This is a genomic window from Streptomyces hyaluromycini, from assembly GCF_002217755.1.
In the GTDB taxonomy this organism is placed as follows: Bacteria; Actinomycetota; Actinomycetes; order Streptomycetales; family Streptomycetaceae; genus Streptomyces; species Streptomyces hyaluromycini.
The window spans coordinates 437,192-464,068 of sequence record NZ_BCFL01000018.1 but is presented as its reverse complement, the minus strand read 5'-3'; the positions used below and the strand labels follow the sequence as shown (position 1 = coordinate 464,068).

The following is a 26,877-nucleotide window of genomic DNA, read 5'->3' as shown; positions in this document are numbered from 1 at the left end:
CTCCCCCAGTGCCTTAAGGGCCTGGGAGGTGCCCCCAGGCGGCACGGGTGGGCGCGGGCGGCACCCGGCCAGCGCCGGTAAGCGAAACCCCCCCGGCCCCCACTACCTCAGCACCACCACCTGCCCCGCCACCACCAGCACCACCTGCTCGCACTCGCCCGCGAACGCCGCGTTGAGGCGGCCCAGTTCATCCCGGTACCGCCGCCCCGACGCGGTCGCCGGCACGATCCCCGACCCCACCTCGTTCGACACGGCCACCACCGTCCGCCGCGTCGCCCGTACCGCCTCCGTCAGCTCCCGCACCCGCTCCCGCAGCGTCTTCTCCCCGCCCGCAGCCCACTCCGTGTCGTCCCACGCCCCGACGGAGTCCATCGCGTCCGTCAGCCACAGCGACAGACAGTCGATCAGCAACGGCGGCCCGTCCTGCGCCAGCAGCGGCACCAGGTCGCACGTCTCCGTCGTACGCCACGACCCCGGCCGCCGCTCGCGGTGGACGGCCACCCGCACCGCCCACTCGGTGTCCCCGCCGCGCGCACCGCCCGTGGCGACGTACAGCACGTCGGGGAAGGACTCCAGCCGCCGTTCGGCCTCCACGGACTTCCCGGACCGCGCACCGCCCAGCACCAGCGTCCGGCGCGGCACGTCGGGTACGTCCTCGTACACCCCGACCGTCAGCGTCGTACCGTCCGGCACCGCCCGCGCCCCGGCCGCCGCCAGCCGCCGCCGCAACTCCGCGCCCGGCGGCACGTCATGGCCGAGATGGACGGCGACGACATCCGTGGCCGGCCCGGCCGAGCCGACCGCCCGCAGCCGCGCCAGCGCGTCCGGCCGGCCGACGACGTCGAGGAGCACCAGGTCGTACGAGTCCGCGCTCCCGTTCTCCAGCCCGGCCGGCGCCCCGCCCGGCGGGAGATACAGCAGCCGTTGCCCGTCGGGGCCGGTCACCGCGTACCCGGTGCCGCCCGCGTCCATCGACACCGCCCGCACCCGATGCCCCGTCAGCAGCGCCAGCTCCCGCCCGTCCGGCACCCGTGCCGGCTGCGGCAGTGCGGCCGGCACCTCGACTGCGGGCCCGTCATGAGGATGCGACAGCAGCACCTGCCGTACGCCCCCGAGGGACCGCCCGGCCCGGGCCGCCGCGAACGCCGCGCCCGGCGTCAGATCGAGCAGCAGCGTCCCGTCGACGAGCAGCGCGGTGGCGGCCCGCGCATCCTCCCCGACGGCACACGAACAAGCCGCACAGGGACATCCGGGGCTGGGCAGCCCCGCGGGAGCACCGGTACCGAGCAAAGTCACTTCCACGGCCCGATTCTCACCCGTCCTGACGGTTCTCGCTTCAGTCGACGCCCTGCACAGCGCGCCCCAAAGGGGCGCGGGGCTGTATCAATATGCGGCTCCGCCGCGTCGGCGCGAGCCCCCACCGGGCCCGCACACAAGCCCACAACCAGCGGAGTTTTTGTCGGCGCCCTTATACGATGCACCAGTTGGATCAAAGGAGGCCCACATGACGGCATGGACGTGGCGGTTCGAGAAGGCCGACGGGACGGAGGTCCAGCCCGCGGTGGAACCCGAGGAGTTCACCACCCAGGGCGACGCCGAGTCCTGGATCGGCGAGCAGTGGAAGGCCCTGCTGGCCGGCGGCGCCGACCAGGTGCGGCTCTACGAGGACGCCACCGAGATCTACGGTCCGATGAGCCTGCACGCCGAAGCATCCTGAGACGCGCCGGTCCGGGGCGGCTCCGCGGTCGCCCCGGACCGCCGTCACTGCTCGCCCAGCGTCACGTCCACCGTCCTGCTGATGTCCTCCCGGCTGTACGTCACCGTCGTCTTCTGCCCCGGCCGGTCCGAGGCGAGCGACTCGGCCAGTGAGGTGATGGTGGTGATGTCGTCGTTCCCCACCTTGGTGATGATGTCCCCGGGCCGGATGCCCGCCTTGTCGGCCGCGTCGCCCGGTTTCACGGTGACCACGGCCACCCCGGCCGGCTGGTAGTTCACGTCGACGACGGTGCGCCCGGTGATGCCGAGCGCGGCCCGCCCCGAGTCGGTGACCTTGCCCTGCTTGATGATCTGGTCGGCGACCGTGGTCACCATCGACGCCGGGATGGCGAACCCGATCCCCGGTGCCGCGCTGCCGCCCAGGTTGGGGTCGCTCGCGGCGAGCGTCGGAATGCCGACGACCTGGCCGTCCAGGTTGACCAGCGCGCCGCCGCTGTTGCCGGGGTTGATGGCCGCCGAGGTCTGCACCATGTTGGGGATGGTGGCGCCCGTACCGCCGCCCGCGGTGTTCTCGCTGACGGTCCGTCCGGTCGCCGACACGATTCCCTCGGTCACGCTGGACGACAGCCCGAGCGGTGATCCCATGGCCAGCGTGATCTGCCCGACCTGGACCTTGTCGGTGTCCCCGAAGGCGGCCGCCCGCAGCCCGTCCGGGACCTTGTCGAGCCTGATGACCGCCAGGTCCTGCTGGGGATAGGAGTACACGAGCGTCGCGGTGAGCGGTTCCTCCGTGTTGGCGGTCGTCACCTTGAACCTCTTCTCGTTCCCCACGACGTGCGCGTTGGTGACGATGTGTCCGTTGCCGTCGTAGACCACACCCGAGCCCAGGTCGCTGCTGGCCTGGATCTGCACGACCGACGGCAGGACGTCCTTGATCACCTTCTGGTACCGGTTCTGCAGATCGGTCGCCGCCATGGGAACGGCCGTCACCTGGGCGGCCCGGGCGGCCGAGGCGTCCCCGGCCGCGTCGCTCCCGAAGGCGGAACATCCGGAGACGAGGGCGAGGCAGCAGCAGCCGAGCACGGCGGCCGTACGACGGGTCCGGCGAGCAGGGGAAGCGTCCATGCACCGAGTCTCGCCGTGGTGGTGACGCTCCGGCTCGCGCTGCTGGCCCGAACGAGGAGCAGCACCGGCCGAAGGTCAGCCGCGCACCCCGCACAGGTGCAGCAGCGCCGCGACCGCCCGGTACGGATCCGTCCGCCCGGCCCGCTCCTCCACCGTCAGCAGCGTCCTCAGGTCGGCCGGTGCCCCGGCGTCGTCCGCGGCCGTGTCCGTGAACACCCGTACGCCGTACCAGGACTGCAGCGGGGCGCCGATCCCGGCGAGGGCGGCGGTGAGGGCGGCCAGCCGGTCGGCCCGGACGTCCAGGCCCAGCCGGTTGCGATAGGAGACGGTGTCGAAGGCACCCAGGGCGCCCGCCCAGTCGCCGCTCAGCCCCGGCCGCATGGCCAGCGCGTCGGCGTTGCGCACCAGCAGCGACAGCAGCCCGCCCGGGGCCAGCATCCGGGCCAGCCCGGCGAGCAGCGCGTCCGGCTCCTGGACGTACATCAGCACCCCGTGGCAGAGGACCACGTCGAAACTGCCCGGCAGGAAGTGGACACCCGTGTCCCGCCCGTCCCCCTCGACGATCCGCACCCGTTCGCGGATGCCCTCCGGCTCACCGGCCAGGGCCTCCCGCGCGGCCGCGATCATCGTCGGTTCCCGCTCGACACCGGTCACCTGATGGCCGGCCCGGGCCAGCCGCAGCGCCTGCGTGCCCTGGCCCATGCCCACGTCGAGCACGCGCAGCCGCTGCCCGACCGGGAACCGCCCGGCTATCTGCTCATCGAGCTGGCGGGCCACCAGCTCCTGTCGTACGACATCACGCAGCCCGCCCAGCTTGGTCAGCCAGGCCTTCGCCGCACCCCCGGAGAAAGGCTCTGTGCTCAGGGCCGCTCTCCGCGCTTGACCTGCGGCTTGGGCAGCCGGAGCCGGCGCATCTGGAGGGAGCGGAACAGACCGTAGGTGACGGCGCCCTTGCGGTTCTGGTCCGGGAAGCGCTCGGCGAGGCGCTTGCGCAGCCGGAAGCCGCTGACGGCCGCGTCGAGCACGATGAGCACGATCACGACCAGCCACAGCAGCAGCGCGATGTTCTTGATCGCCGCGTTGTTGACCACACTCATGACCAGGATGACCACGGCCAGCGGCAGGAAGTACTCCGCCACGTTGATGCGCGAGTCGATCCAGTCGCGGGCGAACCTGCGGACCGGGCCCTTGTCACGGGCCGGCAGGTATCGCTCGTCGCCGGTGGCCAGCGCCTGGCGCTGCCGCTCCATGGCGGCACGCCGGTCGTCCCGCTGACGCTTGGCGGCGTCCTTGCGGTTCGTCGGCGTGTTGGCCACGCTGCGGCGCTGGGTCTGGGCCTCACTGCGCTTGGGCGTGGGCCTGCCCTTGGGGGCCTGCGGGTCACGGGTCTGCTTGGAGTCGGTCACGACCGCCTTGTCGGCGGTGGCCTTCTCATCCTTGGCACGGCTACGGAACACAAAACCCAAGGGTACGGGGTGGTGGGGTGTGGGCCCTAGTCCGGCGGGGAACGATCCCGCAACGCCAGACGTCTCCATGGGGGACAGAGGGGACGTTGCAGACGGTTCGCTCAGGGGGACCCTCTCCTACCTGTGCCGGAGCGGAGCAGTCCGTAGTCGTCCTTGGGGATGAGCGCATCGGTCCCCGAACAGTGCGGTAATGGAGGCAGGGCCCGTACTGTGGGTTCTGTCGCAGGATCTGTGAGCTGGAGTCCGTCAGAAGGGGGCGCGCGAAGCCCATGAGCGGTGTCATGAAGCGTATGGGGATGATCTTCCGCGCGAAGGCGAACAAGGCCCTGGACAGGGCCGAGGACCCGCGCGAGACCCTCGACTACTCGTACCAGAAGCAGCTCGAACTGCTTCAGAAGGTGCGCCGCGGGGTGGCCGACGTCGCCACCTCCCGCAAGCGCCTCGAACTCCAGCTGAACCAGCTCCAGCAGCAGTCCACCAAGCTGGAGGACCAGGGCCGCAAGGCGCTCGCCCTCGGCCGCGAGGACCTCGCCCGCGAGGCGCTCTCCCGCCGCGCCGCCCTCCAGCAGCAGGTCACCGACCTGGAGACACAGCACGCCACCCTCCAGGGCGAGGAGGAGAAGCTCACCCTCGCGGCCCAGCGCCTGCAGGCCAAGGTGGACGCCTTCCGCACCAAGAAGGAGACCATCAAGGCCACCTACACCGCCGCCCAGGCCCAGACCCGCATCGGCGAGGCCTTCACCGGCATCTCCGAGGAGATGGGCGACGTCGGCCTCGCCATCCAGCGCGCCGAGGACAAGACACAGCAGCTCCAGGCCCGCGCCGGCGCCATCGACGAACTGCTCGCCTCCGGCGCCCTCGACGACCCGACCGGCACGGCCAAGGACGACATCGCCGCCGAGCTGGACCGCCTCTCCGGTGGTACGGATGTGGAGCTGGAGCTGCAGCGCATGAAGGCCGAGCTCGCTGGGGGCACCTCCCAGGCCATTGGCTCTGGGGGAGGTTCGCCCCAGCAGGCGATCGAGGGCGGCACCGGCCAGGGCCAGCAGACGCAGCAGCCGCAGGACACCCCGCGCTTCGACAAGCAGTAGCCGACGCCTGGAGGGCGACATGGCCGACATGGTCGTGAGGATCATGGGGGAGGGCCAGGTGAGGCTGGCGGACAGCCACCTCACCGAACTGAACAAGCTGGACGACGAGCTCCTCGCGGAGACGGAGTCCGGCGACGAGGCAGCCTTCCGCCACACCCTGGGCGCCCTCCTGGACAAGGTCCGGGAACTGGGCGCCCCGCTCCCGGACGACGCCCTGGAACCCTCCGACCTGATCCTCCCGTCCCCGGACGCGACCCTGGAGGAGGTCAGGGCACTGCTGAGGGACGACGGTCTCATTCCGGGCTGACGTGGTCCCGCCGACTCGCCTGGCGCCCGGACCTGCGCCCTTCGACTGACCGAGTCGGGTGGGTGGGTGGGAAGCCGGGCGAGGCCCGCAGCAGGCCGAACCGCCAGTTCCGGCCCGCACGAACCAGCCGTACTGTTCAGTTTGTGAGCCCATTCGAGAGAGCCCGCTGCAGAGCCGGCGCCCATCCACTCGCCGTGGACGCGGTCATCGCCGCAGGCGCCCTCGTCTGCATGGTCGTGAGCTCTTTCGCCGCCCCGCACGGCACGCACGGCGTCGCCTGGGGCATCCGCACCCCGGAACCCCTCAGCCTGCTCCTGATGACGCTCGCCGCCGCGGCCCTGGTCTTCCGCCGGCGGGCCCCGAAGACCGTCCTGGCCCTCACCGGCGCCGCCTCCGTCGTGGAGTGCGTCACCGGCGACCCCCGCGCCCCCGTCGCGATGGCGGCCGTGATCGCCCTGTTCACCGTCGCCGCCACCACCGACCGCCGCACCACCCTGCGGGCCGGCCTGCTCACCATGACCGTGCTGACCACCGCCGCGATGGTCGCGGGACCCCTGCCCTGGTACGCCCAGGAGAACCTCGCGATCTTCGCCTGGACCGGCATCGGCGCCACCGCCGGGGACGCCGTCCGCAGCAGGAAGGCCGTCGTCCAGGCCATCCGCGAGCGTGCCGAGCGCGCCGAGCGGACCCGGGAGGAGGAGGCCCGCCGCCGGGTCGCCGAGGAGCGGCTGCGCATCGCCCGCGACCTGCACGACGTCGTCGCCCACCACATCGCCCTGGTCAATGTGCAGGCCGGGGTCGCCGCGCACGTCATGGACAAGCGGCCCGACCAGGCCAAGGAGGCCCTCGCCCACGTCCGCGAGGCCAGCCGCTCCGCGCTGAACGAACTGCGCGCCACCGTCGGCCTGCTCCGCCAGTCCGGCGACCCCGAGGCGCCGACCGAGCCCGCCCCCGGCCTGCACCTCCTGGAAGAGCTCGCCGACACCTTCCGCAACGCCGGCCTCCAGGTCGAGGTCGCCCGCGCGGACCAGGGCACCACCCCGCCCGCCGCCGTCGACCTGGCCGCCTACCGGATCATCCAGGAGGCCCTGACCAACGTGCAGAAGCACGCCGGACCCGACGCCAAGGCCGAGGTGAGCGTCGTACGCGTCGGACCGCACATCGAGGTCACCGTCCTCGACAACGGCTCCGGCGAGGACACCGCACCCGAGGCCGGCGGCGGCCACGGCCTGCTCGGCATGCGCGAGCGCGTCACCGCGCTGCGCGGCACCCTCACCACCGGCCCCCGCTACGGCGGCGGCTTCCGCGTCCATGCGATCCTGCCGGTCAAGACCGACACCGACGACCGTACGGGCGGCCGGACGAGCGGTCGTACGAAGGACCGTTCGGCCGCCCTGGGGGATTCCGTATGACGATCCGTGTCCTGCTCGCCGACGACCAGGCACTGCTGCGCAGCGCGTTCCGGGTGCTCGTCGACTCCGAGCCCGACATGGAGGTGGTCGGCGAGGCCTCCGACGGCGCCGAGGCGGTGCGGCTCGCCAAGGATTTGGAGGTCGACGTCGTCCTGATGGACATCCGGATGCCGGGCACCGACGGACTGGCCGCCACCCGGCTCATCGGCACCGACCCCGCCCTCGCCCACGTCCGTGTCGTGATCCTCACGACCTTCGAGGTCGACGACTACGTCGTCCAGGCGCTGCGCGCGGGCGCCTCCGGGTTCCTGGGCAAGGGCAGCGAACCCGAGGAACTCCTGAGCGCCATCCGGGTCGCCGCCGGCGGCGAGGCGCTGCTCTCCCCGACGGCCACCAAGGGCCTGATCGCCCGCTTCCTCGCCCAGGGCGACCTCGGTGACGACGGCCGCGACCCGGCCCGCACCGACCGGCTCGACGCGCTCACCTCACGGGAGCGCGAGGTCCTGGTCCAGGTCGCCGGCGGGCACTCCAACGACGAGATCGCCGAACGCCTGGAGGTCAGCCCGCTGACCGTGAAGACCCATGTCAACCGGGCTATGGCCAAGCTGGGCGCCCGGGACCGGGCCCAACTCGTGGTGATCGCGTACGAGTCGGGGCTGGTACGCCCCAGGACGGACTGACCCCCGCCCGGGTGTGCCACTGCCGGCGCTGCCGGCCCCGACGCTGTACACGGCGTTCGGACTCCGCAAGGAACGCCGGGACAGGAAACGGGCGGCGAAGGCGGGCCGGGGGTCCGCGGAGTCTGCCCCGGCGCCCGAGGAGCCGCAGCCCGCGGCCGTGCGACGGTCCCGCGAACGGCGGCCGGTTCCCGGAACACCTCCGGGAACCGGCCGTCCGCGCCTGGCCGTTCCGTATGCTGGCGCCGCGAACTGCCGGTCGGCGAAGGGGAGTCTGGGAGTGCCGCTGCACAAGGACGACCCGCGGTCCCTCGGCGGCTACAAGCTGGCCGACCGGCTGGGGGCCGGCGGGATGGGCATCGTCTACCGGGGCCGGTCGCGCTCCGGGCGCGAGGTCGCCGTCAAGGTGGTGCACGCCCAGTACGCCGAGGACCCCGTCTTCCGGGCCCGGTTCCGGCAGGAGATCGAGGCCGCCCGCCGGGTGAGCGGTGCCTTCACCGCCCCCGTCCTGGACGCCGACCCGGACGCGCCGACGCCCTGGATGGCCACCCAGTACGTGCCCGGCCCCTCCCTCGCCGCCCGCATCCGGGCCCGGGGCGCGCTCCGTGTCGCCGAACTCCGGCCGCTGGCCCTGGGCCTGGTGGAGGCGTTGCGGGAGATCCACCGGGCCGGGGTGGTGCACCGCGACCTGAAACCGGCCAACGTCCTGATCGCCGAGGACGGCCCCCGCGTCATCGACTTCGGCATCTCCCGGGCCGCCGAGAACCACAACACCCTCACCGAGACCGGGCAGATGGTCGGCACCCCGCCGTTCATGTCCCCGGAACAGTTCACCGACGCCCGTACCGTCGGCCCCGCCTCCGACGTCTTCTCGCTCGGCGCGCTGCTGGTGTACTGCGTCACCGGACGCGGCCCCTTCGACGCCGACAGCCCCTATCTGACCGGCTACCGGGTGGTCCACAACGAGCCCGTGCTGGACGGGGTCACCGGCCCGCTGCGCACGGTCCTGGAGCGCTGCCTGGCCAAGGACCCCGCCGACCGGCCCGGACTCGACGACCTGGCCCGGGAGTTCGCGGCGGCCCTGCCGGAGCCGGAGTCCGCCGAACCGCAGACGATGACCCTGCGCCTGCCCTCCGCGCGGCCCGGCCACGCCACGGCCCCCGACGCCGCCACCCCGCCGGTCACCGGCCGCCGCCCCCGCCGCCGCACCTCCCGCCTGCTGCTGGCCGCGGCCGTGGTGACCGCCCTGGCCCTGACCGGCTACTCCCTGCTGGGCCCCTGGCGCGGCGACGCCGAGGTCCGCACCGGCTCCTCGGCGTCCCCCGGATCCCGCTGGGGCACCCTCCCCACCGGCTGGAAGCCCTGGCAGACAACGGTGTCCGCGACCGCCGAGCACGGGGTGAAGAAGGCACCGGGCTACGAGGGCGACACCTCGCCCTCCTGCGTGTCGGACGGCTCCTCCGTCTACTGCGGCGGCACCTCCCTGCTGCCGACCCGGGTCGACGCCACCACCGGCCGGACCCTGTGGCGCTCCGGCATAGCGCCCGCGGGCGTACCGGCCGACCACTTCATCACGACCGTCCTCGGCGTGGACGGCGGCCTGGTCCTCGTCGAACTCCAGATCACCGACGGCGGCGGCCTGGGAAAGGCCCAGTCCGTCCTCGCGCTCGACGCCTCGAACGGCACCCAGGTGTGGTCCCACGCGGTACGCACCGACAGCCTGGGCTCGGCCTACGGGGACGGGGTGACCCTGACCCAGGAGGGCGACGGCTCCACGGTCACCGTCCGCTCGGCGTCGGACGGCACCGTGCGCGGGACCGTGCCGGTGCCCGCCGGCTACCTCTGCTCGCCGCTCGCCGCGGACGGCTACCCCTACGTGGAGTGCGGCGACCAGGACGGCTCGAACGCCACGAAGTTCTTCGTCATCGACCCCGGCACCGGATCGGCCCGCACCCTGAACTCGCCCGCCCAGACGGGCAGTTTCGTCGGCACGCTCTCCGGACAGCTGCTCTTCCTGGAGTCGGACGACCAGGACGTCAACAACGGCCCCGACCTGATCTACACCCGCATCGTCCGCGTCGACCCCGACGCCGGCACGATCACCGTGACAAAACTCCCCGAGCACTACCGGGGCGGGCTGCCCACCCTGGCCCACGGCACGCTCTACCTCGCCACCTCCAGCGGCCTGGTCACCGCCTTCTCCCCGACGACGGGCGCCCGGCTGTGGAACAGCCACACGACCCTGGAGTCGCCGGGCCAGGCCTCGGTGGACGCGCAGGGGCGCACGGTGTACATGGCAGGCATGAGCGGACGGGTGGTCGCGCTCGACGCGGCGAAGGGCACCGTCCTGTGGGAGTCCGCCGCCCGCGCCGAGGTACTCGGCAACAGCGGCCTGCTGCCGACCGTCTGGTTCAACCGCGGCGCCCTGGTCCTGTCGACCTCCGACGGCACGATCTTCACGCTCGACCCGGCGCACCCCGAGCGCAAAGCGGTCGACTCGGGGTGACACACGGGCCGTATGGCTACGGCTACGTCTACGTCTACGCCTACGGCAGCGCCAGCATCCGCTCCAGGGCCAGCTTGGCGAACGCCTCCGTCTCATTGTCGACCTCGATGCGGTTGACCAGGTTGCCCTCGGCCAGCGACTCCAGGGTCCAGACCAGGTGGGGGAGGTCGATGCGGTTCATGGTGGAGCAGAAGCAGACCGTCTTGTCGAGGAAGACGATCTCCTTGCCCTCGGGGGCGAACCGGTTCGCGAGGCGGCGGACCAGGTTCAGCTCGGTGCCGATGGCCCACTTGGAGCCGGCCGGGGCGGCCTCCAGCGCCTTGATGATGTACTCCGTGGAGCCGACGTAGTCCGCCGCCGACACGACCTCGTGCTTGCACTCGGGGTGGACGAGGACGTTCACGCCGGGGATGCGCTCGCGGACGTCGTTCACCGAGTCCAGCGAGAAGCGGCCGTGGACCGAGCAGTGGCCGCGCCACAGGATCATCTTGGCGTTGCGCAACTGCTCCGCGGTGAGGCCGCCGTTGGGCTTGTGGGGGTTGTAGAGGACGCAGTCGTCCAGGGACATGCCCATGTCCCGGACGGCGGTGTTGCGGCCGAGGTGCTGGTCGGGCAGGAAGAGCACCTTTGTTGCCGAGGGCTCCCCCTGCTCGAAGGCCCACTCCAGGGCGCGCTGCGCGTTCGACGAGGTGCAGATGGTGCCGCCGTGCTTGCCCGTGAACGCCTTGATGTCCGCGGACGAGTTCATGTACGAGACGGGCACCACCTGCTCGGCTATCCCGGCCTCGGTCAGCACGTCCCAGCACTCGGCGACCTGCTCGGCCGTCGCCATGTCGGCCATGGAGCAGCCGGCCGCGAGGTCGGGAAGGACCACCTTCTGGTCGTCCGAGGTCAGGATGTCGGCGGACTCGGCCATGAAGTGCACACCGCAGAACACGATGTACTCGGCCTCCGGGCGGGCGGCCGCGTCCCGGGCCAGCTTGAAGGAGTCGCCCGTGACATCGGCGAACTGGATGACCTCGTCGCGCTGGTAGTGGTGGCCGAGCACGAAGACCTTGTCGCCGAGCTTCTCCTTGGCCGCGCGGGCACGCGCGACCAGATCCGGGTCGGACGGGGAGGGCAGGTCGCCGGGACATTCGACGCCCCGCTCGCTCTTCGGGTCGGCCTCACGGCCGAGCAGCAGCAGGGCGAGCGGAGTCGGCTGTACGTCGAGCTCCGTGGTCTGGGCGGTGGTCACGACACGCACCCTTTCTACTTTTCGTCGTTCTGACGTTATCTATCATAACTGCTTCATGTCACTTTGACGATGGCCATCGCGTCGATGTGACGTGAATCCCGGCGCCGAACGGGAGGGTGACCGGCGGGTGGACGCGGGGTGGTCGCCCCGTGTGCAGGTCGCCGTGGGTGACGTCCGCGACCGCTGTGCGTGACTTCGGGCGTGTGCGAGCATGAAGAGGTAGGAAAAAACGCGAGAACGCGCGTGCCGGGCCGGAATGAATCAGCGGACCCGCCGGTTGCACTCGTCGGCAAGCAGTCTCCGTACAACCCGGGAGAGATGTAGATGTCCGTATCGGACGAGACCAGCACCGCCACCGACGGCATCATTCTGAGCGACGCCGCCGCGGCCAAGGTCAAGGCCCTGCTCGACCAGGAAGGCCGTGACGACCTCGCCCTGCGTGTCGCCGTCCAGCCCGGTGGCTGCTCCGGCCTGCGCTACCAGCTCTTCTTCGACGAGCGTTCCCTCGACGGTGACGTCGTCAAGGACTTCGGCGGTGTCAAGGTCGTCACCGACCGCATGAGCGCTCCGTACCTGGGCGGCGCGTCGATCGACTTCGTCGACACCATCGAGAAGCAGGGCTTCACGATCGACAACCCGAACGCGACCGGCTCCTGCGCCTGCGGCGACTCCTTCAGCTGAGCCGGGCGGCAGCACGGTGGACAACTGAGGCGGCGGTCCCTCCGCGAGGGACCGCCGCCTTCGTCGTGCCGTGCGTCCTGCCCGTGCCCTCAGCCCACCTGCGGGTTCAGCGTCGTCGCCTTCTCCTTCGGGACGGCCTTGCCGTCCGTGCCGACCACCTTCCGGCCGTCCAGCGGCGCGTCCAGACGCACCGTCTGGTGGTACTGCTTGGCGATCATGACGCAGATCTTGTCCGGCCAGGGCGTGGCGGTCACCTTCACCACCACCTGCTCCGAGCTCTCGTCCGCCGTCGCCTTGTAGTCGGCGCACACCCCGCCGGTGAAGGCGACGGTCAGGTCGCGGCCGTCGGCCGTGTACCCGTCCACCTTCACGTCCTTCGTGCTCCCCGCCGAGGCGCTCGCGCTCGCCGAGGGCGTCGGCGACGCGGAGGAGGCCAGGTACTCCGGGTCCACCGCCGGATAGGTGACGGTGTACGCGTCCGCCGCCCCGCGCACCTGGAACAGCCAGGACGGCACCAGCGCCTGCCGGCCGGCGACGGACTGCGCGGCAAGCCCGAACACCGCCTTCTCGATCACGGCCGACGACGCGGACGGCGTCGACGCGGCGCACGGCTTCTCCAGCCGGTCCTTCAGCGGTACGGGACTGGCGCAGCCGCCGACGCCCATCCGGTGGTCGGAGCCCGGCGCCGCGTTCATCAGTGCCAGCGTCTTCGCCGCGCTCAGCACCGGATACGTGTCGCCCTTGGCCGGCGTCGCGAGCATCCCGTTGCCGCCGACCACCTCGCCCTGCTTGCTGACGGTCAGCCCGGTCGTCCAGCCGTACGTCGGCAGTCCGCCGACCACCGGATCGGCGTTCACCACCCGCTGGGCGCCCATGACCTGGCTCGCGTCGAGCTTCGCGGCGTCCTGGCCGAGCGCCTTCAGCACCGGCGCCGCCGCCTTCTCGGCGTCACCCACGCTCACCGGGTCACCGGCCGGCGCCACCGGGTCCTGCGTGCACACCAGGCCCCTCTTGCAGTTGTCGGTGCCCGGGGCGTAGCGGCTGTACGTCCAGATGCCCGGGGCGGCCCGGTTCACCTGGAGACTCCCGCCGGAGCCGTCGTTGTCGGTGCCGACCTTCCAGACCTGGCCCTCGGCCACCGGGGTCCCCTCGACCCCGAGCGCCTTCGCCAGCGCGGCGACCCGGTCCTTGGAAACCTCACCGGAGGGCTGGTACACGGTGGCCGAGCCGGGGCCGGCGGGGAGCGTCCCGCTCGCCTTGTAGGTCACGCCGTAGGGATCGGGCTCGCCCGGGGCTATGCCGTTGCCGCCGGAGGAGTAGCCGTCCAGGGCGAGGGGCGGGGGAGTGGAACCGCCGGACGTGCCTGCGGCCGTACCGCCGCCGGAACCGGAGCCGGAACCGGTGCTCGCGGCGAGATAGGCACCACCGCCGCCGACCAGGAGGACGGCGGCGGCCACGGAGGCGATGACGAGGGCGGGGGAGCGACGGCGGGGGACGAGGTGATCGGCCTCGGCCTCTTCATCGGCCTCGGTCTCGGTCCCGGCCTCGGCCTTGGTCCCGGTCCCGGTCGCGGTCCCGGCCTTTGTCTCGGTCCCGGTCGCGGTCCCGGCCTTTGTCTCGGTCTCGGGCGGCTCGGGAGCATGGGGAGCGTCGGGGGCATCGGCGGCCTGGGAAAGCTCGGCCACGTCCGGCTCGGCGGGGGGCTCCGCGGGCTCCGGGGCGGCATCGGCGGCGGGGGCCACGTCCGGTTCGGGGGCCTCCTCGGGCTCGGGCACCCCCGGCTCGGCGGCCGCGCCCGCGGCGGGGGCCTCATCCGGCTCCGGAACCTCTGTTACAGCGCCCTCGGCGGACTCCGCGGTGGCCTGCGCGTCGGCCTCGGCGGCCGCTGCAGCCTTCGGCGACTCCGTGGCCTGCCGGGCCTCGGGGGGCTCCCCGGTGCCGCCCGCGGCCGCGTCGTCGTCGTTCTCGGGTCCCTCGGTCTTCACCGCATCGCTCCTTGCCGTGTCGTATCCCGCCTCCCCTTCACGGGGGACGGCGATGGGACGCGGGAGGGGAGCGCGCGGTTCCCTGGAAACGCGCCGGGCGAGACTCAGTCGCCGTAGTCGGACATCGCGTCCAGCAGCCTGGCGGACTTCTTCGGCACGGTCACCCCGTGGATGAGTGACGGCGGCACGGGACGGGCATCGCTGTGATCAGGAACCGTCCAGTGCGGAGCCATCCGGGCGCAGTCCCCGCGCAGCGACGCGAGGTCGCCGTCGAGGTCGGCCGGAGCGGGGGCGTGGACCTTGAGGTTCGTCATGACGGAACCGTAAGCACGTCGGGCGCCGCGAAGAAAGATCTACTATCGGGTAGTTTTGGCACCTTCAGGGCGCCCACACGGACCCGGTAGCGTTAACTGTCAATAACGCCTCCCCCTCAGGAGAGTCCCAGCCGTGCGCATCGCAGTCACCGGCTCCATCGCCACCGACCACCTCATGACCTTCCCCGGCCGCTTCGCCGACCAGTTGGTCGCGGACCAGCTGCACACGGTCTCGCTGTCCTTCCTGGTCGACAACCTGGACGTACGACGGGGCGGCGTCGGCGCGAACATCGCGTTCGGCATGGGACAGCTCGGCACCCGACCGATCCTGGTCGGCGCGGCGGGCTTCGACTTCGACGAGTACCGGGCCTGGCTCGACCGGCACGGCGTCGACACCGACTCCGTCCGCATCTCCGAGACCCTGCACACCGCGCGCTTCGTGTGCACGACCGACGCCGACCACAACCAGATCGGCTCCTTCTACACGGGTGCGATGAGCGAGGCCCGGCTGATCGAGCTGAAGACGGTGGCCGACCGGGTGGGCGGCCTCGACCTGGTCCTGATCGGCGCGGACGACCCGGAGGGCATGCTCCGCCACACGGAGGAGTGCCGGACCCGGTCCATCCCCTTCGCCGCCGACTTCTCCCAGCAGATCGCCCGGATGAACGGCGACGAGATCCGGATACTGCTGGAGGGCGCGACGTACCTCTTCTCGAACGAGTACGAGAAGGGGCTCATCGAGACGAAGACCGGCTGGAGCGACGAGGAGATCCTCGCGAAGGTCGGCCACCGGGTCACGACGCTCGGCGCGCGCGGGGTGCGCATCGAGCGGGTCGGCGAGGAGGCCATCGAGGTCGGCTGCCCCGACGAGGAGCGCAAGGCCGACCCGACGGGCGTCGGCGACGCGTTCCGCGCCGGGTTCCTGTCCGGGCTCGCGTGGGGGGTCTCGCTGGAGCGGGCGGCCCAGGTGGGCTGCATGCTGGCGACGCTCGTCATCGAGACCGTGGGCACGCAGGAGTACCAGCTGCGGCGGGGGCACTTCATGGAGCGGTTCACCAAGGCGTACGGGGACGAGGCCGCGGAGGAAGTCCGGGGCTATCTGGTCTGAGTTCTGGCTGCGGGTGCGTGGGGGCTGGTCGCGCACACGCGGCGGTAGCCGCAAGTTGATACAGCCCCGCGCCCCTGAAAGGGGCGCTCAGGTCACCCGGCGTACCAAGTACGCCGTTCCTTTTTCTGCCTTCTCCTCACCCTCGTACTCCTGTCCCCGCATCTCGCACCATGCGGGGATGTCGAGTCGGGCGGCCTCGTCGTCGGACAGGACCCGGACCCTGCCGCCCACCGGCACGGTGCCGATGACCTTCGCCAGTTCGATGACGGGGATCGGGCACCGCTTGCCCAAGGCGTCCACGACGAGTACGTCCTCCTGCACGGCCGCCACCGGCACCGGCGCCCCCAGCTTCTCCCGCACCTCCGCCACCACCCTGGGCAACACCTCCAGGAACCGCTCCACATCCCTCTCGGCCGCCCCCGCCGGCAGCGACACCCGTACGTTCCCCTCGCTCAGTACGCCCATCGCCCTGAGCACGTGGCTCGGCGTCAGGGTGCTGCTCGTGCAGGACGATCCGGACGAGACGGAGAAGCCCTCCCGGTCCAGCTCGTGCAGCAATGTCTCTCCGTCGACATAGAGACAGGAGAAGGTGACGATCCCGGGCAGTCGCCGCTCCGCGTCGCCCACCACCTCCACGTCCGGCACCGACTCCGGTACCCGCGCCCGGATCCGAGCCGTCAGTTCCCGTAGCCGTACGGCCTCCTGCTCGGCCTCCGCCCGTACGGCCCGCAGCGACGCGGCGGCCGCGACGATCGCCGGCAGGTTCTCGAAGCCGGGTGCCCGCCCCGACTCCCGCTCGTCGACCGCTCCTTGGGCGGCGAACCGCACCCCCTTGCGTACGACCAGCAGCCCGACCCCGCTCGGCCCGCCCCATTTGTGCGCGCTCGCCGTCAGCAACGACCAGTCGCCCTCGACCCGCCCCCACCCCAGCGACTGCGCCGCGTCCACCAGCAACGGCACCCCGGCCGCCCGGCACGCCTCGGCCACCGCCGCCACCGGCTGCACGGTGCCCACCTCGTGGTTGGCCGACTGGAGACACGCGAGCGCGGTGTCGGGGCGGAGCGCGGAGGCGTACGACGCCACCTCCACGGCTCCCGTCCGCTCCACCGGCACCTGGGTCACCTGCCCGCCCTCCGCCTCGAACACCTCGGCCGAATGGAGGACCGAGGAGTGTTCGACGGCTGACACGATCAGGTGACGTCCGACCCGACGACGACCGGCCAACGCGCCTGCCAGACCCGTATGGACGGCCCGGGTACCGGACGGGGTGAACGTCAGCTCGTCCGCCCGGCAGCCGACAGCCTCGGCAGCCGCCTCCCGCGCGGCGTCCAGCAGCATGCGCGCCTTGCGCCCTTCGCGGTAGAGACGAGAGGGGTCGGCCCACCCGTCGTCCAGAGCGGCCAACAAGGCCTGACGGGCAACAGGATGAAGGGGAGCGGCAGACGCAGCGTCAAAGTAGGACACACAGCAACGTTAAAACGTCCTCAGGGGCACCCACCCCAGGGGCGCGGGGATGTGCCCATATGCGGCTCCGCCGCGGGGCGCGACCAGCCCCACTCACCTGCACACGCGCACGAAACCCCCATCAACCCGAGCTATTGGGCGCCCAATCCCACCCCAACCGAGTGACAGGCGACGCGTATGCCCCCCTCCCCGCGACCCCCCGAATCGCGTCGGCTAGGGTTTGGTCCGCATAAACATCCAAACCCCTGCCCGACGCAGGGCGGCGACCGACCAGCGAGAAGGCCGCAGCCGACCGCGCGGGCGAGACTCTCGGGAAGGCGCTACGTGAGTCCCAACGGCTCCGACCGCTCGCCGCGGCGCCCGATGCGGCGGAAGCTGCTGCAGGCAATGACCGCGGGCCTGGTCCTTGCGACCGCTACCGGTTGCACATACAAGGACTTCCCCCGCCTTGGTATGCCCACCCCGACCACGGAAGAGGCTCCGCGGATCCTCTCCCTGTGGCAGGGCTCCTGGGCCGCCGCGCTCGCCGTCGGCGTGCTGGTGTGGGGTCTGATCATCTGGAGCGCCATCTTCCACCGGCGCAGCCGCACCAAGATCGAGGTGCCGGCCCAGACCCGGTACAACATGCCGATCGAGGCCCTGTACACGGTGGTGCCGCTCATCATCGTCTCGGTGCTGTTCTACTTCACGGCCCGCGACGAGACGAAGCTGCTCAGCCTCACCGACAAGAAGCCGGACGTCACGGTCAACGTGGTCGGCTTCCAGTGGAGCTGGGGCTTCAACTACATCACGCCCGTCGACGGTGTCCCCGGCGACGCGAAGACCGACGCGAACCTGGCCGCCATTCCGGACCGGTTCAAGAAGGACTTCCCGGCGGCCGCCGGCGGTGTCTACGACGTCGGTACGCCCGGCACGAAGAACCCGCAGACCGGCAACCCCGGTCCGACGCTCTGGCTCCCTGAGGGCGAGACCGTCCGCTTCGTCCTCACCTCGCGTGACGTCATCCACTCCTTCTGGGTGGTGCCGTTCCTGATGAAGATGGACGTCATCCCGGGCCACACCAACGCGTTCCAGGTGACTCCCAACCAGGAGGGCACCTTCCTCGGCAAGTGCGCCGAGCTCTGCGGCGTCGACCACTCCCGGATGCTGTTCAACGTGAAGGTCGTCTCGCCCGAGCGTTACCAGCAGCACCTCAAGGACCTCGCCAAGAAGGGGCAGACCGGTTACATTCCCGCCGGCATCGCGCAGACGAGCCACGAGAAGAACCGGGAGACGAACAACCTGTGAGCATCCTCAACGAACCTCAGGGTGCCGCGGCAGCTGAAGGCTCTTACGCAGATGAGCTGCCGGTCAGGCGCAAGCAGCCCGGCAACGTGGTCGTCAAGTGGCTCACCACCACCGACCACAAGACCATCGGAACGCTGTATCTGGTCACGTCGTTCGCGTTCTTCCTGATCGGCGGTGTGATGGCGCTGCTGATGCGCGCCGAGCTCGCTCGCCCCGGTCTGCAGATCATGTCGAACGAGCAGTTCAACCAGGCGTTCACGATGCACGGCACGATCATGCTGCTGATGTTCGCGACGCCGCTGTTCGCCGGCTTCACGAACTGGATCATGCCGCTCCAGATCGGCGCCCCGGACGTCGCCTTCCCGCGGCTGAACATGTTCGCCTACTGGCTCTACCTGTTCGGCTCGACCATCGCGGTCGGCGGCTTCCTCACCCCGCAGGGCGCGGCCGACTTCGGCTGGTTCGCCTACTCGCCCCTGTCGGACGCGGTCCGCTCGCCGGGTATCGGCGCCGACATGTGGATCATGGGTCTGGCCTTCTCCGGCTTCGGCACCATCCTCGGTGCGGTCAACTTCATCACCACGATCATCTGCATGCGTGCGCCCGGCATGACCATGTTCCGGATGCCGATCTTCGTGTGGAACGTGCTACTGACCGCCGTGCTGGTCCTGCTCGCCTTCCCCGTCCTCGCCGCCGCGCTGTTCGCGCTGGAGGCGGATCGGAAATTCGGGGCACATGTCTTCGACGCCGCAAACGGCGGAGCACTGCTCTGGCAGCACCTCTTCTGGTTCTTCGGCCATCCAGAGGTGTACATCATCGCGCTGCCGTTCTTCGGCATCATCTCCGAGGTCATCCCGGTCTTCTCCCGCAAGCCGATGTTCGGCTACATGGGTCTGATCGCGGCCACCATCTCGATCGCCGGTCTGTCCGTGACGGTGTGGGCCCACCACATGTACGTCACCGGCGGCGTGCTCCTCCCGTTCTTCTCCTTCATGACCTTCCTGATCGCGGTCCCGACCGGTGTGAAGTTCTTCAACTGGATCGGCACCATGTGGAAGGGATCGCTGTCCTTCGAGACACCGATGCTCTGGGCCACCGGCTTCCTGATCACCTTCACCTTCGGTGGTCTGACCGGTGTCATCCTGGCCTCGCCGCCGATGGACTTCCACGTCTCCGACTCGTACTTCGTGGTGGCCCACTTCCACTACGTGGTGTTCGGCACGGTCGTCTTCGCGATGTTCTCCGGCTTCCACTTCTGGTGGCCGAAGATGACGGGCAAGATGCTCGACGAGCGGCTCGGCAAGATCACCTTCTGGACGCTGTTCATCGGCTTCCACGGCACGTTCCTGGTGCAGCACTGGCTGGGTGCCGAGGGCATGCCGCGTCGTTACGCCGACTACCTGGCGGCCGACGGCTTCACCACCCTGAACACGATCTCGTCGATCAGCTCCTTCCTGCTCGGCCTGTCGATCCTGCCGTTCCTCTACAACGTGTGGAAGACGGCCAAGTACGGCAAGCCGGTCGGCGTCGACGACCCGTGGGGCTACGGCCGTTCGCTGGAGTGGGCGACCTCCTGCCCGCCCCCGCGGCACAACTTCGTCACCCTGCCGCGGATCCGCAGCGAATCCCCGGCCTTCGACCTGCACCACCCTGAGATCGCCGCCCTGGAGCAGCTGGAGCACGGCCACGCCGCCGCCGCTGTCGCGGGCAGCAAGGAGGCCGGCAAGTGAAGATCCAGGGCTGGATGTTCGTGTGGCTGAGCGTCTTCGTCCTCGCCATGGCCGGTGTCTATGGCGTGTGGTCGAAGGAGGCTGCCGGTACCACGGCGCTCTTCATGGGCTTCGGCCTGTGCCTCATGATCGGCTTCTACCTGACCTTCACGGCCTCGCGGGTGGACGCCGGTGCTCAGGACAACAAGGAAGCCGACGTCGCGGACGACGCCGGTGAGATCGGGTTCTTCAGCCCGCACAGCTGGCAGCCGCTCGCCCTCGGCGTCGGTGGCGCGCTGGCCTTCCTCGGTGTCGCCGTCGGCTGGTGGCTGCTGTACTTCGCGGCGCCCATCATCATGATCGGCCTCTTCGGCTGGGTGTTCGAGTACTACCACGGTGAGAACCGCACCCAGTAGGCACGCGTCGAGCGCACCGGGAGCCCGGACCCTCTGTCAGGAGGGTCCGGGCTCCCGCCGTTTCCGGCCCGGTCCCGCCTACGGCGCATTGTCCGTCCCCCGTCCGGACTACCTGCCGCGCCGGTCCAGAAAACATCTCATAGCGTGAAAATATGAGTCACTCTCCGTGCGCCCGTACCGTCGTCAGCTGCACCCTGCTGGTGATCGCCCTCGGTGTGGGCGTCACCGCCTGCGGTTCGGACGGCAACCCCCTCGCGGACAAGCCGTACGACGCGGCGGACCAGATCTCCTTCAACACCCCCACCGGTGCGGGGAAGCGGGCCGACCCCGACAAGCCCCTGGAGGTCGTCGCCAAGAGCGACGAGGACCGCATCACGGACGTCACGGCCCAGGACGCCACCGGCCGCTTCGTGGCGGGCGAACTCGACGCCGACGGCCACCGCTGGCACAGCACCTCCCCGCTGGCCGCCAACGCCCACTACACGGTCCAGATCAGTACCGAGGACGGGGACGGCGCGCCCGGCCGCAAGGTCCTCACCTTCGACACCAGCGTGCCCACCACCCGGCAGCGGCTGAAGGTCACCTTCGGCCCGAAGGCGGGCGAGTACGGCGTGGGCCAGCCGGTCACCGCCCAAATCGACCACGAGATCAAGGACAAGGCCCAGCGCGCCGTCGTCGAGCGCGCCCTCAGGGTCGACTCCGTCCCGGCCGTGCAGGGCTCCTGGTACTGGGTGAGCGACAAGGAACTCCACTACCGGCCCAAGGACTACTGGCCCGCCCACGCCACCGTCCAGGTGCACAGCAACCTGGACGGCGTCAGGATCAGCGACCGCCTGTGGGGCGGCCCGGCCACGCCCCTCAAGCTCACCATCGGCGACAAGCTCCTCGCCGTCACGGACGCCGCCGCCCACCAGATGACGGTCTACAAGAACGACAAGGAGATCAACCAGATCCCCGTCACGACCGGCAAGCCGGGCTACGAGACCCGCAACGGCGTCAAGGTCGTCCTGGAGAAGCAGTACTTCGTACGCATGCGCGGCACCACGGTCGGCATCGCCGAGGGCACCTCGGACTCGTACGACCTGCCGGTCTACTATGCCACCCGGGTGACCTGGTCGGGCGAGTACGTCCACGCCGCGCCCTGGTCGGTGGGCTCCCAGGGCTACGAGAACGTCAGCCACGGCTGCACCGGCATGAACACCTCGAACGCCGAGTGGTTCTTCGACACCATCCACCCGGGTGACCTGGTGAAGGTCGTCAACTCCAACGGCAAGGAGATGGAGAACTTCGGCAACGGCTTCGGCGACTGGAACATCGCCTGGAAGGACTGGCGCAAGGGCAGCGCCCTCACCAACGGCACCCCGGACGCCCCGAAGCCGGAGGACGCGGCGAGAGTGCAGCCGGCCGCATTTTGAAACGCCCCCAGCGGCAAGCGCCCCGCAAGGGGCGCGGGGCTGTGTTCGATATGCGGCTACCGCCGCGTCGGCGCGACCAGCCACACACGGCCCGCACTCGCGCACTCAGCCCGCGCCCCGCCCCACTAGGCGCTCAGCAGCCTCTTCTGCCGCAGCAAGGACGCCAGCGCCCCCGCGAACTCCACCGGCTCCACAGGCAGCGTCACAGCCGCGTCCGCCCGGCTCCACGTGGCGAGCCACGCATCCTGCGGCCGCCCGATCAGCACCAGCACCGGCGGGCAGTTGAACACCTCGTCCTTGATCTGCCGGCACACCCCCATGCCCCCCAGCGGCACCGCCTCGCCGTCCAGGACGCACACATCGATCCCGCCCTTGTCCAGCTCGGCGATGACCGCCTCGGGCGTCGCGCACTCCACGAACTCCACGAACGGCACATCGGGAGCCGGCCGCCGGCCGGCGGCCAGCCGTACCTGCTCCCGGGTGTTGGAGTCGTCGCTGTAGACCAGCACCGTGGCGGTCGGCTGCATTGTTCCTCCGAGACGTCAGCGTCGTACGGACAGGACCGATGCGCCGGATGCTACTCCCCTGAACACCTCGTCAACACCTGTTGGAACACCGCTTCGATGGGCCATCCGGGCACTACACAGGGGGCGGACACTCCGAACGGCACCCCCCGGAGTGAGCGCGAGATAAGCGACCGACATAATGTCGGTCGTGGCGACAGCAACGACAGTAGAAACCGGGCACGCGCACCCGTCGGTCAACAGGCCGAACCTCACCAGCGTCGGAACCATCATCTGGCTGAGTTCCGAGCTGATGTTCTTCGCGGCCCTCTTCGCGATGTACTTCACCCTGCGATCGGTGACCGGCGAGGCTCACTGGAAGGAGATGGCGAGTCATCTCGACATCCCCTTCTCGGCGACCAACACCACGATCCTGGTGCTCTCCTCCCTCACCTGCCAGCTCGGCGTGTTCGCCGCCGAGCGCGGGGACGTGAAGAAGCTCCGGGGCTGGTTCATCCTCACCTTCATCATGGGTGCGATCTTCATCGGCGGTCAGATCTACGAGTACACGAACCTGGTCAGGACGGACGGGATCTCCCTGTCCTCCGACCCGTACGGTTCGGTGTTCTACCTGACCACCGGTTTCCACGGCATGCACGTGACGGGCGGCCTCATCGCCTTCCTGTTCGTCCTGGGGCGCACCTACGCGGCGAAGAGGTTCACGCACGAGCAGGCGACCGCGGCCATCGTCGTGTCCTACTACTGGCACTTCGTCGACGTCGTCTGGATCGGCCTCTTCGCCACGATCTACCTGATCAAGTAGCCGGGCCGGCACCACGCGCCGTAGAAGCGCACTTTCCAGAAGCATCGACGCAGAAGATCCTGACACCGGGGTAATCCGTGAAAAAGCTCTCCGCACGACGACGCCATCCGTTGGCGGCGGTCGTCGTCCTACTCCTCGCGCTGGCATGCACAGGGGGGCTGTACGCCGCGTTCGCACCCGCGGGCAAGGCGCAGGCCGATGAAACATCTCAGTCCCTGACCATCGAGGAGGGCAAGAAGCTCTACTCGGTCGGCTGCGCCAGCTGCCACGGCACCGGCGGTCAGGGTTCGTCCGACGGCCCCAGCCTGGTGGGCGTGGGCGCCGCGGCCGTCGACTTCCAGGTCGGCACCGGCCGTATGCCGGCCGCCACCTCGCAGGGCCCGCAGGTCGTCAAGAAGAAGAACATCTACACCCAGGCCCAGATCGACCAGCTCGCGGCGTACATCGCCTCGCTGGGTGCCGGTCCCGAGGTCCCCACCTCGGAGCAGTACGGCCCGGACGGTGCCGACATCGCCAAGGGCGGCGAGCTCTTCCGCACCAACTGCGCGCAGTGCCACAACTTCGTGGGCTCGGGCGGTGCGCTGACCAAGGGCAAGTTCGCGCCGAGCCTTGAGGGTGTCGACCCGAAGCACATCTACGAGGCCATGCAGACGGGCCCGCAGAACATGCCGTCCTTCCCCGACACCACGCTGACGGAGAAGAACAAGAAGGACATCATCGCGTACCTGAACGCGGTCAACAGCAGCAACACGGAGAACCCCGGCGGTCTCGATCTGGGCGGCATCGGGCCGGTCAGCGAGGGCCTGTTCGCGTGGATCTTCGGTCTCGGTGCACTGATCGCGGTCGCCGTCTGGGTCGCCGCTCGGACCGCAAAGGCCAAGAAGTCATGAGTAGCCAAGACATTCCAGAAGAGAACCTGCCCGCTGAGCAGGACCACACGCACGCGCACACCGCCGTGACCGTGGCGGACGAGAAGGACCCGTTCACGGATCCCGGTCTGCCGCCCCACGAGCACCGGATCCAGGACATCGACGAGCGGGCCGCCAAGCGGTCCGAGCGCGTCGTGGCCATGCTGTTCACGGTGTCGATGCTGGCCACGGTCGGCTTCATCGCCTCCTATGTGACGATCCCCAAAGACAAGTCGATCTTCGTCTTCCCGATCGGTCACATCAGCGCGCTGAACTTCGCTCTGGGCCTGACCCTCGGTGCGGCGCTGTTCTGCATCGGCGCGGGCGCGGTCCACTGGGCCCGCACCCTGATGTCCGACGTGGAGGTCGCCGACGAGCGGCACGCCATCTCGGCCCCGCCGGAGGTCAAGGCCAAGGTCCTGGCCGACTTCAAGCAGGGTGCCAAGGAGTCGGCGATCGGCCGGCGCAAGCTGATCCGCACCACCATGTTCGGCGCGCTGACCCTGGTCCCGCTCTCCGGCGTCGTGCTGCTGCGCGACCTCGGCCCGCTGCCCGGCACCTCGCTGCGCCACACGGCGTGGTCGAAGGGCAAGCTGCTCGTCAACATGAACACCAACGAGCCGCTGCGTCCCTCCGACGTCGCCGTCGGCTCGCTGACCTTCGCCAAGCCCGAGGGCGTCGAGGAGTCCCAGGAGGACTTCCAGAACGTCATGGCGAAGGCGGCCCTGATGATCATCCGGCTGCAGCCGGACAACATCAAGGACAAGCGCGAGCTGGAGTGGTCGCACGAGGGGATCGTCGCCTACTCGAAGATCTGCACCCACGTGGGCTGCCCGATCTCGCTGTACGAGCAGCAGACCCACCATGTGCTCTGCCCGTGCCACCAGTCCACCTTCGACCTCTCCGACGGCGCCCGAGTGATCTTCGGCCCGGCCGGTCACGCCCTGCCGCAGCTGCGCATCGGCGTGAGCGAGGAGGGCTACCTCCAGGCGCTCGGCGACTTCGAGGAGCCCGTCGGGCCTGCCTTCTGGGAGCGCGGATGAGCACTACAGAGAACACCGAGTCCCGCGAACGCGGGACGGCGCCGGCCGGCGAGCGCGTCGCCGACTGGGCCGACGGACGGCTCGGGATCTACTCCCTCGCCAAGTCCAACATGCGCAAGATCTTCCCCGACCACTGGTCGTTCATGTTGGGCGAAGTGTGCCTGTACAGCTTCATCATCATCATCCTCACGGGTGTGTATCTGACGCTGTTCTTCCACCCGTCGATGAACGAGGTGGTGTACCACGGCAGCTACGTCCCGCTCCAGGGACAGATGATGTCCGAGGCGTTCAACTCGACCCTGCACATCTCCTTCGACGTGCGCGGTGGTCTGCTCATCCGGCAGATCCACCACTGGGCCGCGCTGATCTTCCTCGCCGGCATGTTCGTGCACATGATGCGCGTGTTCTTCACCGGCGCGTTCCGCAAGCCGCGTGAGATCAACTGGCTGTTCGGCTTCCTGCTGTTCGTCCTGGGCATGTTCACCGGCTTCACCGGTTACTCGCTCCCGGACGACCTGCTCTCCGGCACCGGTGTCCGCTTCACCGAGGGCGCGATCCTGTCCATGCCGATCGTCGGCACGTACATCTCGTTCTTCCTCTTCGGCGGGCAGTTCCCCGGCCACGACTTCGTCGCCCGGTTCTACTCGATCCACATCCTGCTGCTGCCGGGCATCATGCTCGGCCTGGTGGTGGGCCACCTGATCCTGGTCTTCTACCACAAGCACACGCAGTTCGCGGGTCCCGGAAAGTCCGAGAAGAACGTCGTCGGCATGCCGCTGCTGCCGGTCTACATGGCCAAGGCCGGAGGCTTCTTCTTCCTGGTCTTCGGTGTCATCGCGGCCATCGCGGCGACCACCCAGATCAACCCGATCTGGGCCATGGGCCCCTACCGCCCGGACCAGGTGTCCACCGGCGCCCAGCCCGACTGGTACATGGGCTTCGCCGAGGGTCTGATCCGTTACATGCCCGGCTGGGAGATCAACTTCTGGGGCCACACCCTGGTCCTGGGCGTCTTCATCCCGCTGGTCCTGTTCGGGCTCGTGCTGAGCGCGATCGCGGTCTACCCGTTCATCGAGTCCTGGGTCACCGGCGACAAGAGCGAGCACCATATCCTGGACCGCCCGCGCAACGCCCCGACCCGTACCGGGTTCGGTGTCGCCTGGGTGACCGTCTACATGGTGGGCCTGATCGGCGGTGGCAACGACCTCATCGCCACCCACTTCCACCTGTCGATCAACGACGTGACCTGGTTCGTCCGGATCTTCTTCTTCGCCGGACCGGTGATCGCGTTCATCGTCACCAAGCGGATCTGCCTCGGCCTGCAGCGCCGGGACCGCGAGAAGGTGCTGCACGGTCGCGAGACCGGCATCATCAAGCGGCTGCCGCACGGTGAGTTCATCGAGGTCCACGAGCCGCTCTCGCAGGAGCAGCTGCACACCCTCACGGCGCACCACCAGTACGAGCCGGCCCAGGTCGGCCCGGCGGTCGACGAGAACGGTGTCGAACGCAAGATCAAGGGGTCCGAGAAGCTCCGCGCCAAGCTGAGCAACGCCTACTACGGCGAGGACAACCAGATCCCGAAGCCGACCGTCGAGGAGTACAAGGAGATCACGAGCGGCCACGGCCACCACTGATCCACCGCGTCGCCACGCCACAGCCGAAGGGCCCCCGTCCGCACACCGGA

Annotated in this window: 25 protein-coding genes; 16 read left to right on the top strand and 9 right to left on the bottom strand. The window is 70.0% G+C overall.

The features are described 5' to 3' along the window. Positions 1 to 102 precede the first annotated feature (102 nt). Positions 103 to 1,302: a bifunctional adenosylcobinamide kinase/adenosylcobinamide-phosphate guanylyltransferase gene (locus SSP29_RS15250; RefSeq protein ID WP_089101169.1), complete on the bottom strand. Its 1,200-nt coding sequence runs from the start codon at positions 1,300 to 1,302 to the stop codon at positions 103 to 105. A gap of 202 nt (positions 1,303 to 1,504) precedes the next feature. Between SSP29_RS15250 and SSP29_RS15245 the strand changes: the two genes are divergently transcribed. Further along, entirely contained in the window at positions 1,505 to 1,717 is a 213-nt protein-coding gene (locus tag SSP29_RS15245) for a hypothetical protein (protein ID WP_089101168.1), read from the top strand. 44 nt (positions 1,718 to 1,761) lie between these two features. On the opposite strand, the gene SSP29_RS15240 is transcribed toward SSP29_RS15245, so the two are convergent. The 3 genes from SSP29_RS15240 to SSP29_RS15230 all read right to left on the bottom strand — a co-directional run bounded on the left by SSP29_RS15240 (position 1,762) and on the right by SSP29_RS15230 (position 4,376). Further along, a complete protein-coding gene (locus SSP29_RS15240) occupies positions 1,762 to 2,841 on the bottom strand; it encodes a S1C family serine protease (RefSeq protein ID WP_089101167.1) in 1,080 nt (359 codons plus the stop codon). 75 nt (positions 2,842 to 2,916) lie between these two features. Next, the gene (locus tag SSP29_RS15235) at positions 2,917 to 3,618 is read right to left on the bottom strand and encodes a class I SAM-dependent methyltransferase (protein ID WP_089101166.1); all 702 of its coding nucleotides are present in this window, start codon (positions 3,616 to 3,618) and stop codon (positions 2,917 to 2,919) included. A gap of 83 nt (positions 3,619 to 3,701) precedes the next feature. Then, positions 3,702 to 4,376: a DUF3043 domain-containing protein gene (locus SSP29_RS15230; protein ID WP_089101165.1), complete on the bottom strand. Its 675-nt coding sequence runs from the start codon at positions 4,374 to 4,376 to the stop codon at positions 3,702 to 3,704. Between the two features lie 200 nt (positions 4,377 to 4,576). On the opposite strand from SSP29_RS15230, the gene SSP29_RS15225 reads away from it, so the two are divergent. The 5 genes from SSP29_RS15225 (at position 4,577) to SSP29_RS15205 (ending at position 10,300) form a co-directional block, all read left to right on the top strand. Continuing rightward, a complete protein-coding gene (locus SSP29_RS15225; protein ID WP_089101164.1) occupies positions 4,577 to 5,398 on the top strand; it encodes a PspA/IM30 family protein in 822 nt (273 codons plus the stop codon). Positions 5,399 to 5,426: 28 nt separating this feature from the next. After that, positions 5,427 to 5,705: a PspA-associated protein PspAA gene (gene pspAA, locus SSP29_RS15220; RefSeq protein ID WP_089101626.1), complete on the top strand. Its 279-nt coding sequence runs from the start codon at positions 5,427 to 5,429 to the stop codon at positions 5,703 to 5,705. Positions 5,706 to 5,848: 143 nt separating this feature from the next. Beyond that, entirely contained in the window at positions 5,849 to 7,117 is a 1,269-nt protein-coding gene (locus SSP29_RS15215; RefSeq protein WP_089101163.1) for a sensor histidine kinase, read from the top strand. Further along, on the top strand, positions 7,114 to 7,797 hold the full coding sequence (locus SSP29_RS15210; protein ID WP_089101162.1) for a response regulator: 684 nt from the start codon (positions 7,114 to 7,116) through the stop codon (positions 7,795 to 7,797). Before SSP29_RS15215 ends, SSP29_RS15210 begins: the two co-directional genes overlap by 4 nt. A 277-nt stretch (positions 7,798 to 8,074) precedes the next feature. After that, a complete protein-coding gene (locus tag SSP29_RS15205; RefSeq protein WP_089101161.1) occupies positions 8,075 to 10,300 on the top strand; it encodes a protein kinase domain-containing protein in 2,226 nt (741 codons plus the stop codon). A 40-nt stretch (positions 10,301 to 10,340) separates the two neighbouring features. Here SSP29_RS15205 and nadA read toward each other — a convergent pair whose 3' ends face one another. Continuing rightward, a complete protein-coding gene (nadA, locus tag SSP29_RS15200) occupies positions 10,341 to 11,537 on the bottom strand; it encodes a quinolinate synthase NadA (protein ID WP_089101625.1) in 1,197 nt (398 codons plus the stop codon). Positions 11,538 to 11,861: 324 nt separating this feature from the next. On the opposite strand from nadA, the gene SSP29_RS15195 reads away from it, so the two are divergent. Beyond that, on the top strand, positions 11,862 to 12,218 hold the full coding sequence (locus SSP29_RS15195) for an iron-sulfur cluster assembly accessory protein (protein WP_030951236.1): 357 nt from the start codon (positions 11,862 to 11,864) through the stop codon (positions 12,216 to 12,218). Between the two features lie 89 nt (positions 12,219 to 12,307). On the opposite strand, the gene SSP29_RS15190 is transcribed toward SSP29_RS15195, so the two are convergent. Together SSP29_RS15190 and SSP29_RS15185 are read right to left on the bottom strand one after the other, a co-directional pair. Beyond that, positions 12,308 to 14,203, bottom strand: coding sequence for a hypothetical protein (locus tag SSP29_RS15190; RefSeq protein WP_150134210.1), 1,896 nt, complete (start codon positions 14,201 to 14,203; stop codon positions 12,308 to 12,310). A gap of 104 nt (positions 14,204 to 14,307) precedes the next feature. Continuing rightward, the gene (locus tag SSP29_RS15185; RefSeq protein ID WP_089101160.1) at positions 14,308 to 14,517 is read right to left on the bottom strand and encodes a hypothetical protein; all 210 of its coding nucleotides are present in this window, start codon (positions 14,515 to 14,517) and stop codon (positions 14,308 to 14,310) included. 133 nt (positions 14,518 to 14,650) lie between these two features. On the opposite strand from SSP29_RS15185, the gene SSP29_RS15180 reads away from it, so the two are divergent. Next, a complete protein-coding gene (locus SSP29_RS15180; RefSeq protein WP_089101159.1) occupies positions 14,651 to 15,625 on the top strand; it encodes a carbohydrate kinase family protein in 975 nt (324 codons plus the stop codon). Between the two features lie 87 nt (positions 15,626 to 15,712). On the opposite strand, the gene SSP29_RS15175 is transcribed toward SSP29_RS15180, so the two are convergent. Next, positions 15,713 to 17,089, bottom strand: a complete 1,377-nt coding sequence (locus SSP29_RS15175; protein WP_089101158.1) for a cysteine desulfurase/sulfurtransferase TusA family protein — start codon at positions 17,087 to 17,089, stop codon at positions 15,713 to 15,715. A 324-nt stretch (positions 17,090 to 17,413) separates the two neighbouring features. Between SSP29_RS15175 and ctaC the strand changes: the two genes are divergently transcribed. The 4 genes from ctaC to SSP29_RS15155 all read left to right on the top strand — a co-directional run bounded on the left by ctaC (position 17,414) and on the right by SSP29_RS15155 (position 21,916). Beyond that, on the top strand, positions 17,414 to 18,376 hold the full coding sequence (gene ctaC / locus SSP29_RS15170; RefSeq protein ID WP_089101157.1) for an aa3-type cytochrome oxidase subunit II: 963 nt from the start codon (positions 17,414 to 17,416) through the stop codon (positions 18,374 to 18,376). After that, positions 18,373 to 20,106 (top strand): aa3-type cytochrome oxidase subunit I, encoded by a 1,734-nt coding sequence (gene ctaD, locus SSP29_RS15165; RefSeq protein WP_089101156.1) that lies wholly within the window; start codon positions 18,373 to 18,375, stop codon positions 20,104 to 20,106. The genes ctaC and ctaD overlap by 4 nt, the downstream gene beginning before the upstream one ends. Then, positions 20,103 to 20,501, top strand: coding sequence for a cytochrome c oxidase subunit 4 (locus SSP29_RS15160; RefSeq protein WP_089101155.1), 399 nt, complete (start codon positions 20,103 to 20,105; stop codon positions 20,499 to 20,501). Before ctaD ends, SSP29_RS15160 begins: the two co-directional genes overlap by 4 nt. 152 nt (positions 20,502 to 20,653) lie before the next feature. Continuing rightward, on the top strand, positions 20,654 to 21,916 hold the full coding sequence (locus SSP29_RS15155) for a L,D-transpeptidase (protein WP_089101154.1): 1,263 nt from the start codon (positions 20,654 to 20,656) through the stop codon (positions 21,914 to 21,916). 125 nt (positions 21,917 to 22,041) lie between these two features. Here the strand turns inward: SSP29_RS15155 and SSP29_RS15150 are convergent, their stop codons facing one another. Next, complete coding sequence (locus tag SSP29_RS15150) at positions 22,042 to 22,443, bottom strand: response regulator (RefSeq protein WP_089101153.1); 402 nt, start codon at positions 22,441 to 22,443, stop codon at positions 22,042 to 22,044. A 178-nt stretch (positions 22,444 to 22,621) separates the two neighbouring features. On the opposite strand from SSP29_RS15150, the gene ctaE reads away from it, so the two are divergent. From ctaE to qcrB, 4 genes are all read left to right on the top strand, one after another. After that, positions 22,622 to 23,242, top strand: coding sequence for an aa3-type cytochrome oxidase subunit III (gene ctaE / locus SSP29_RS15145; protein WP_089101152.1), 621 nt, complete (start codon positions 22,622 to 22,624; stop codon positions 23,240 to 23,242). A gap of 77 nt (positions 23,243 to 23,319) precedes the next feature. After that, a complete protein-coding gene (gene qcrC / locus SSP29_RS15140) occupies positions 23,320 to 24,132 on the top strand; it encodes a cytochrome bc1 complex diheme cytochrome c subunit (RefSeq protein ID WP_089101151.1) in 813 nt (270 codons plus the stop codon). Further along, positions 24,129 to 25,193 (top strand): cytochrome bc1 complex Rieske iron-sulfur subunit, encoded by a 1,065-nt coding sequence (gene qcrA / locus SSP29_RS15135; RefSeq protein WP_089101150.1) that lies wholly within the window; start codon positions 24,129 to 24,131, stop codon positions 25,191 to 25,193. The genes qcrC and qcrA overlap by 4 nt, the downstream gene beginning before the upstream one ends. Beyond that, positions 25,190 to 26,827 (top strand): cytochrome bc1 complex cytochrome b subunit, encoded by a 1,638-nt coding sequence (gene qcrB, locus SSP29_RS15130; RefSeq protein WP_089101149.1) that lies wholly within the window; start codon positions 25,190 to 25,192, stop codon positions 26,825 to 26,827. Before qcrA ends, qcrB begins: the two co-directional genes overlap by 4 nt. Positions 26,828 to 26,877: the final 50 nt, after the last annotated feature.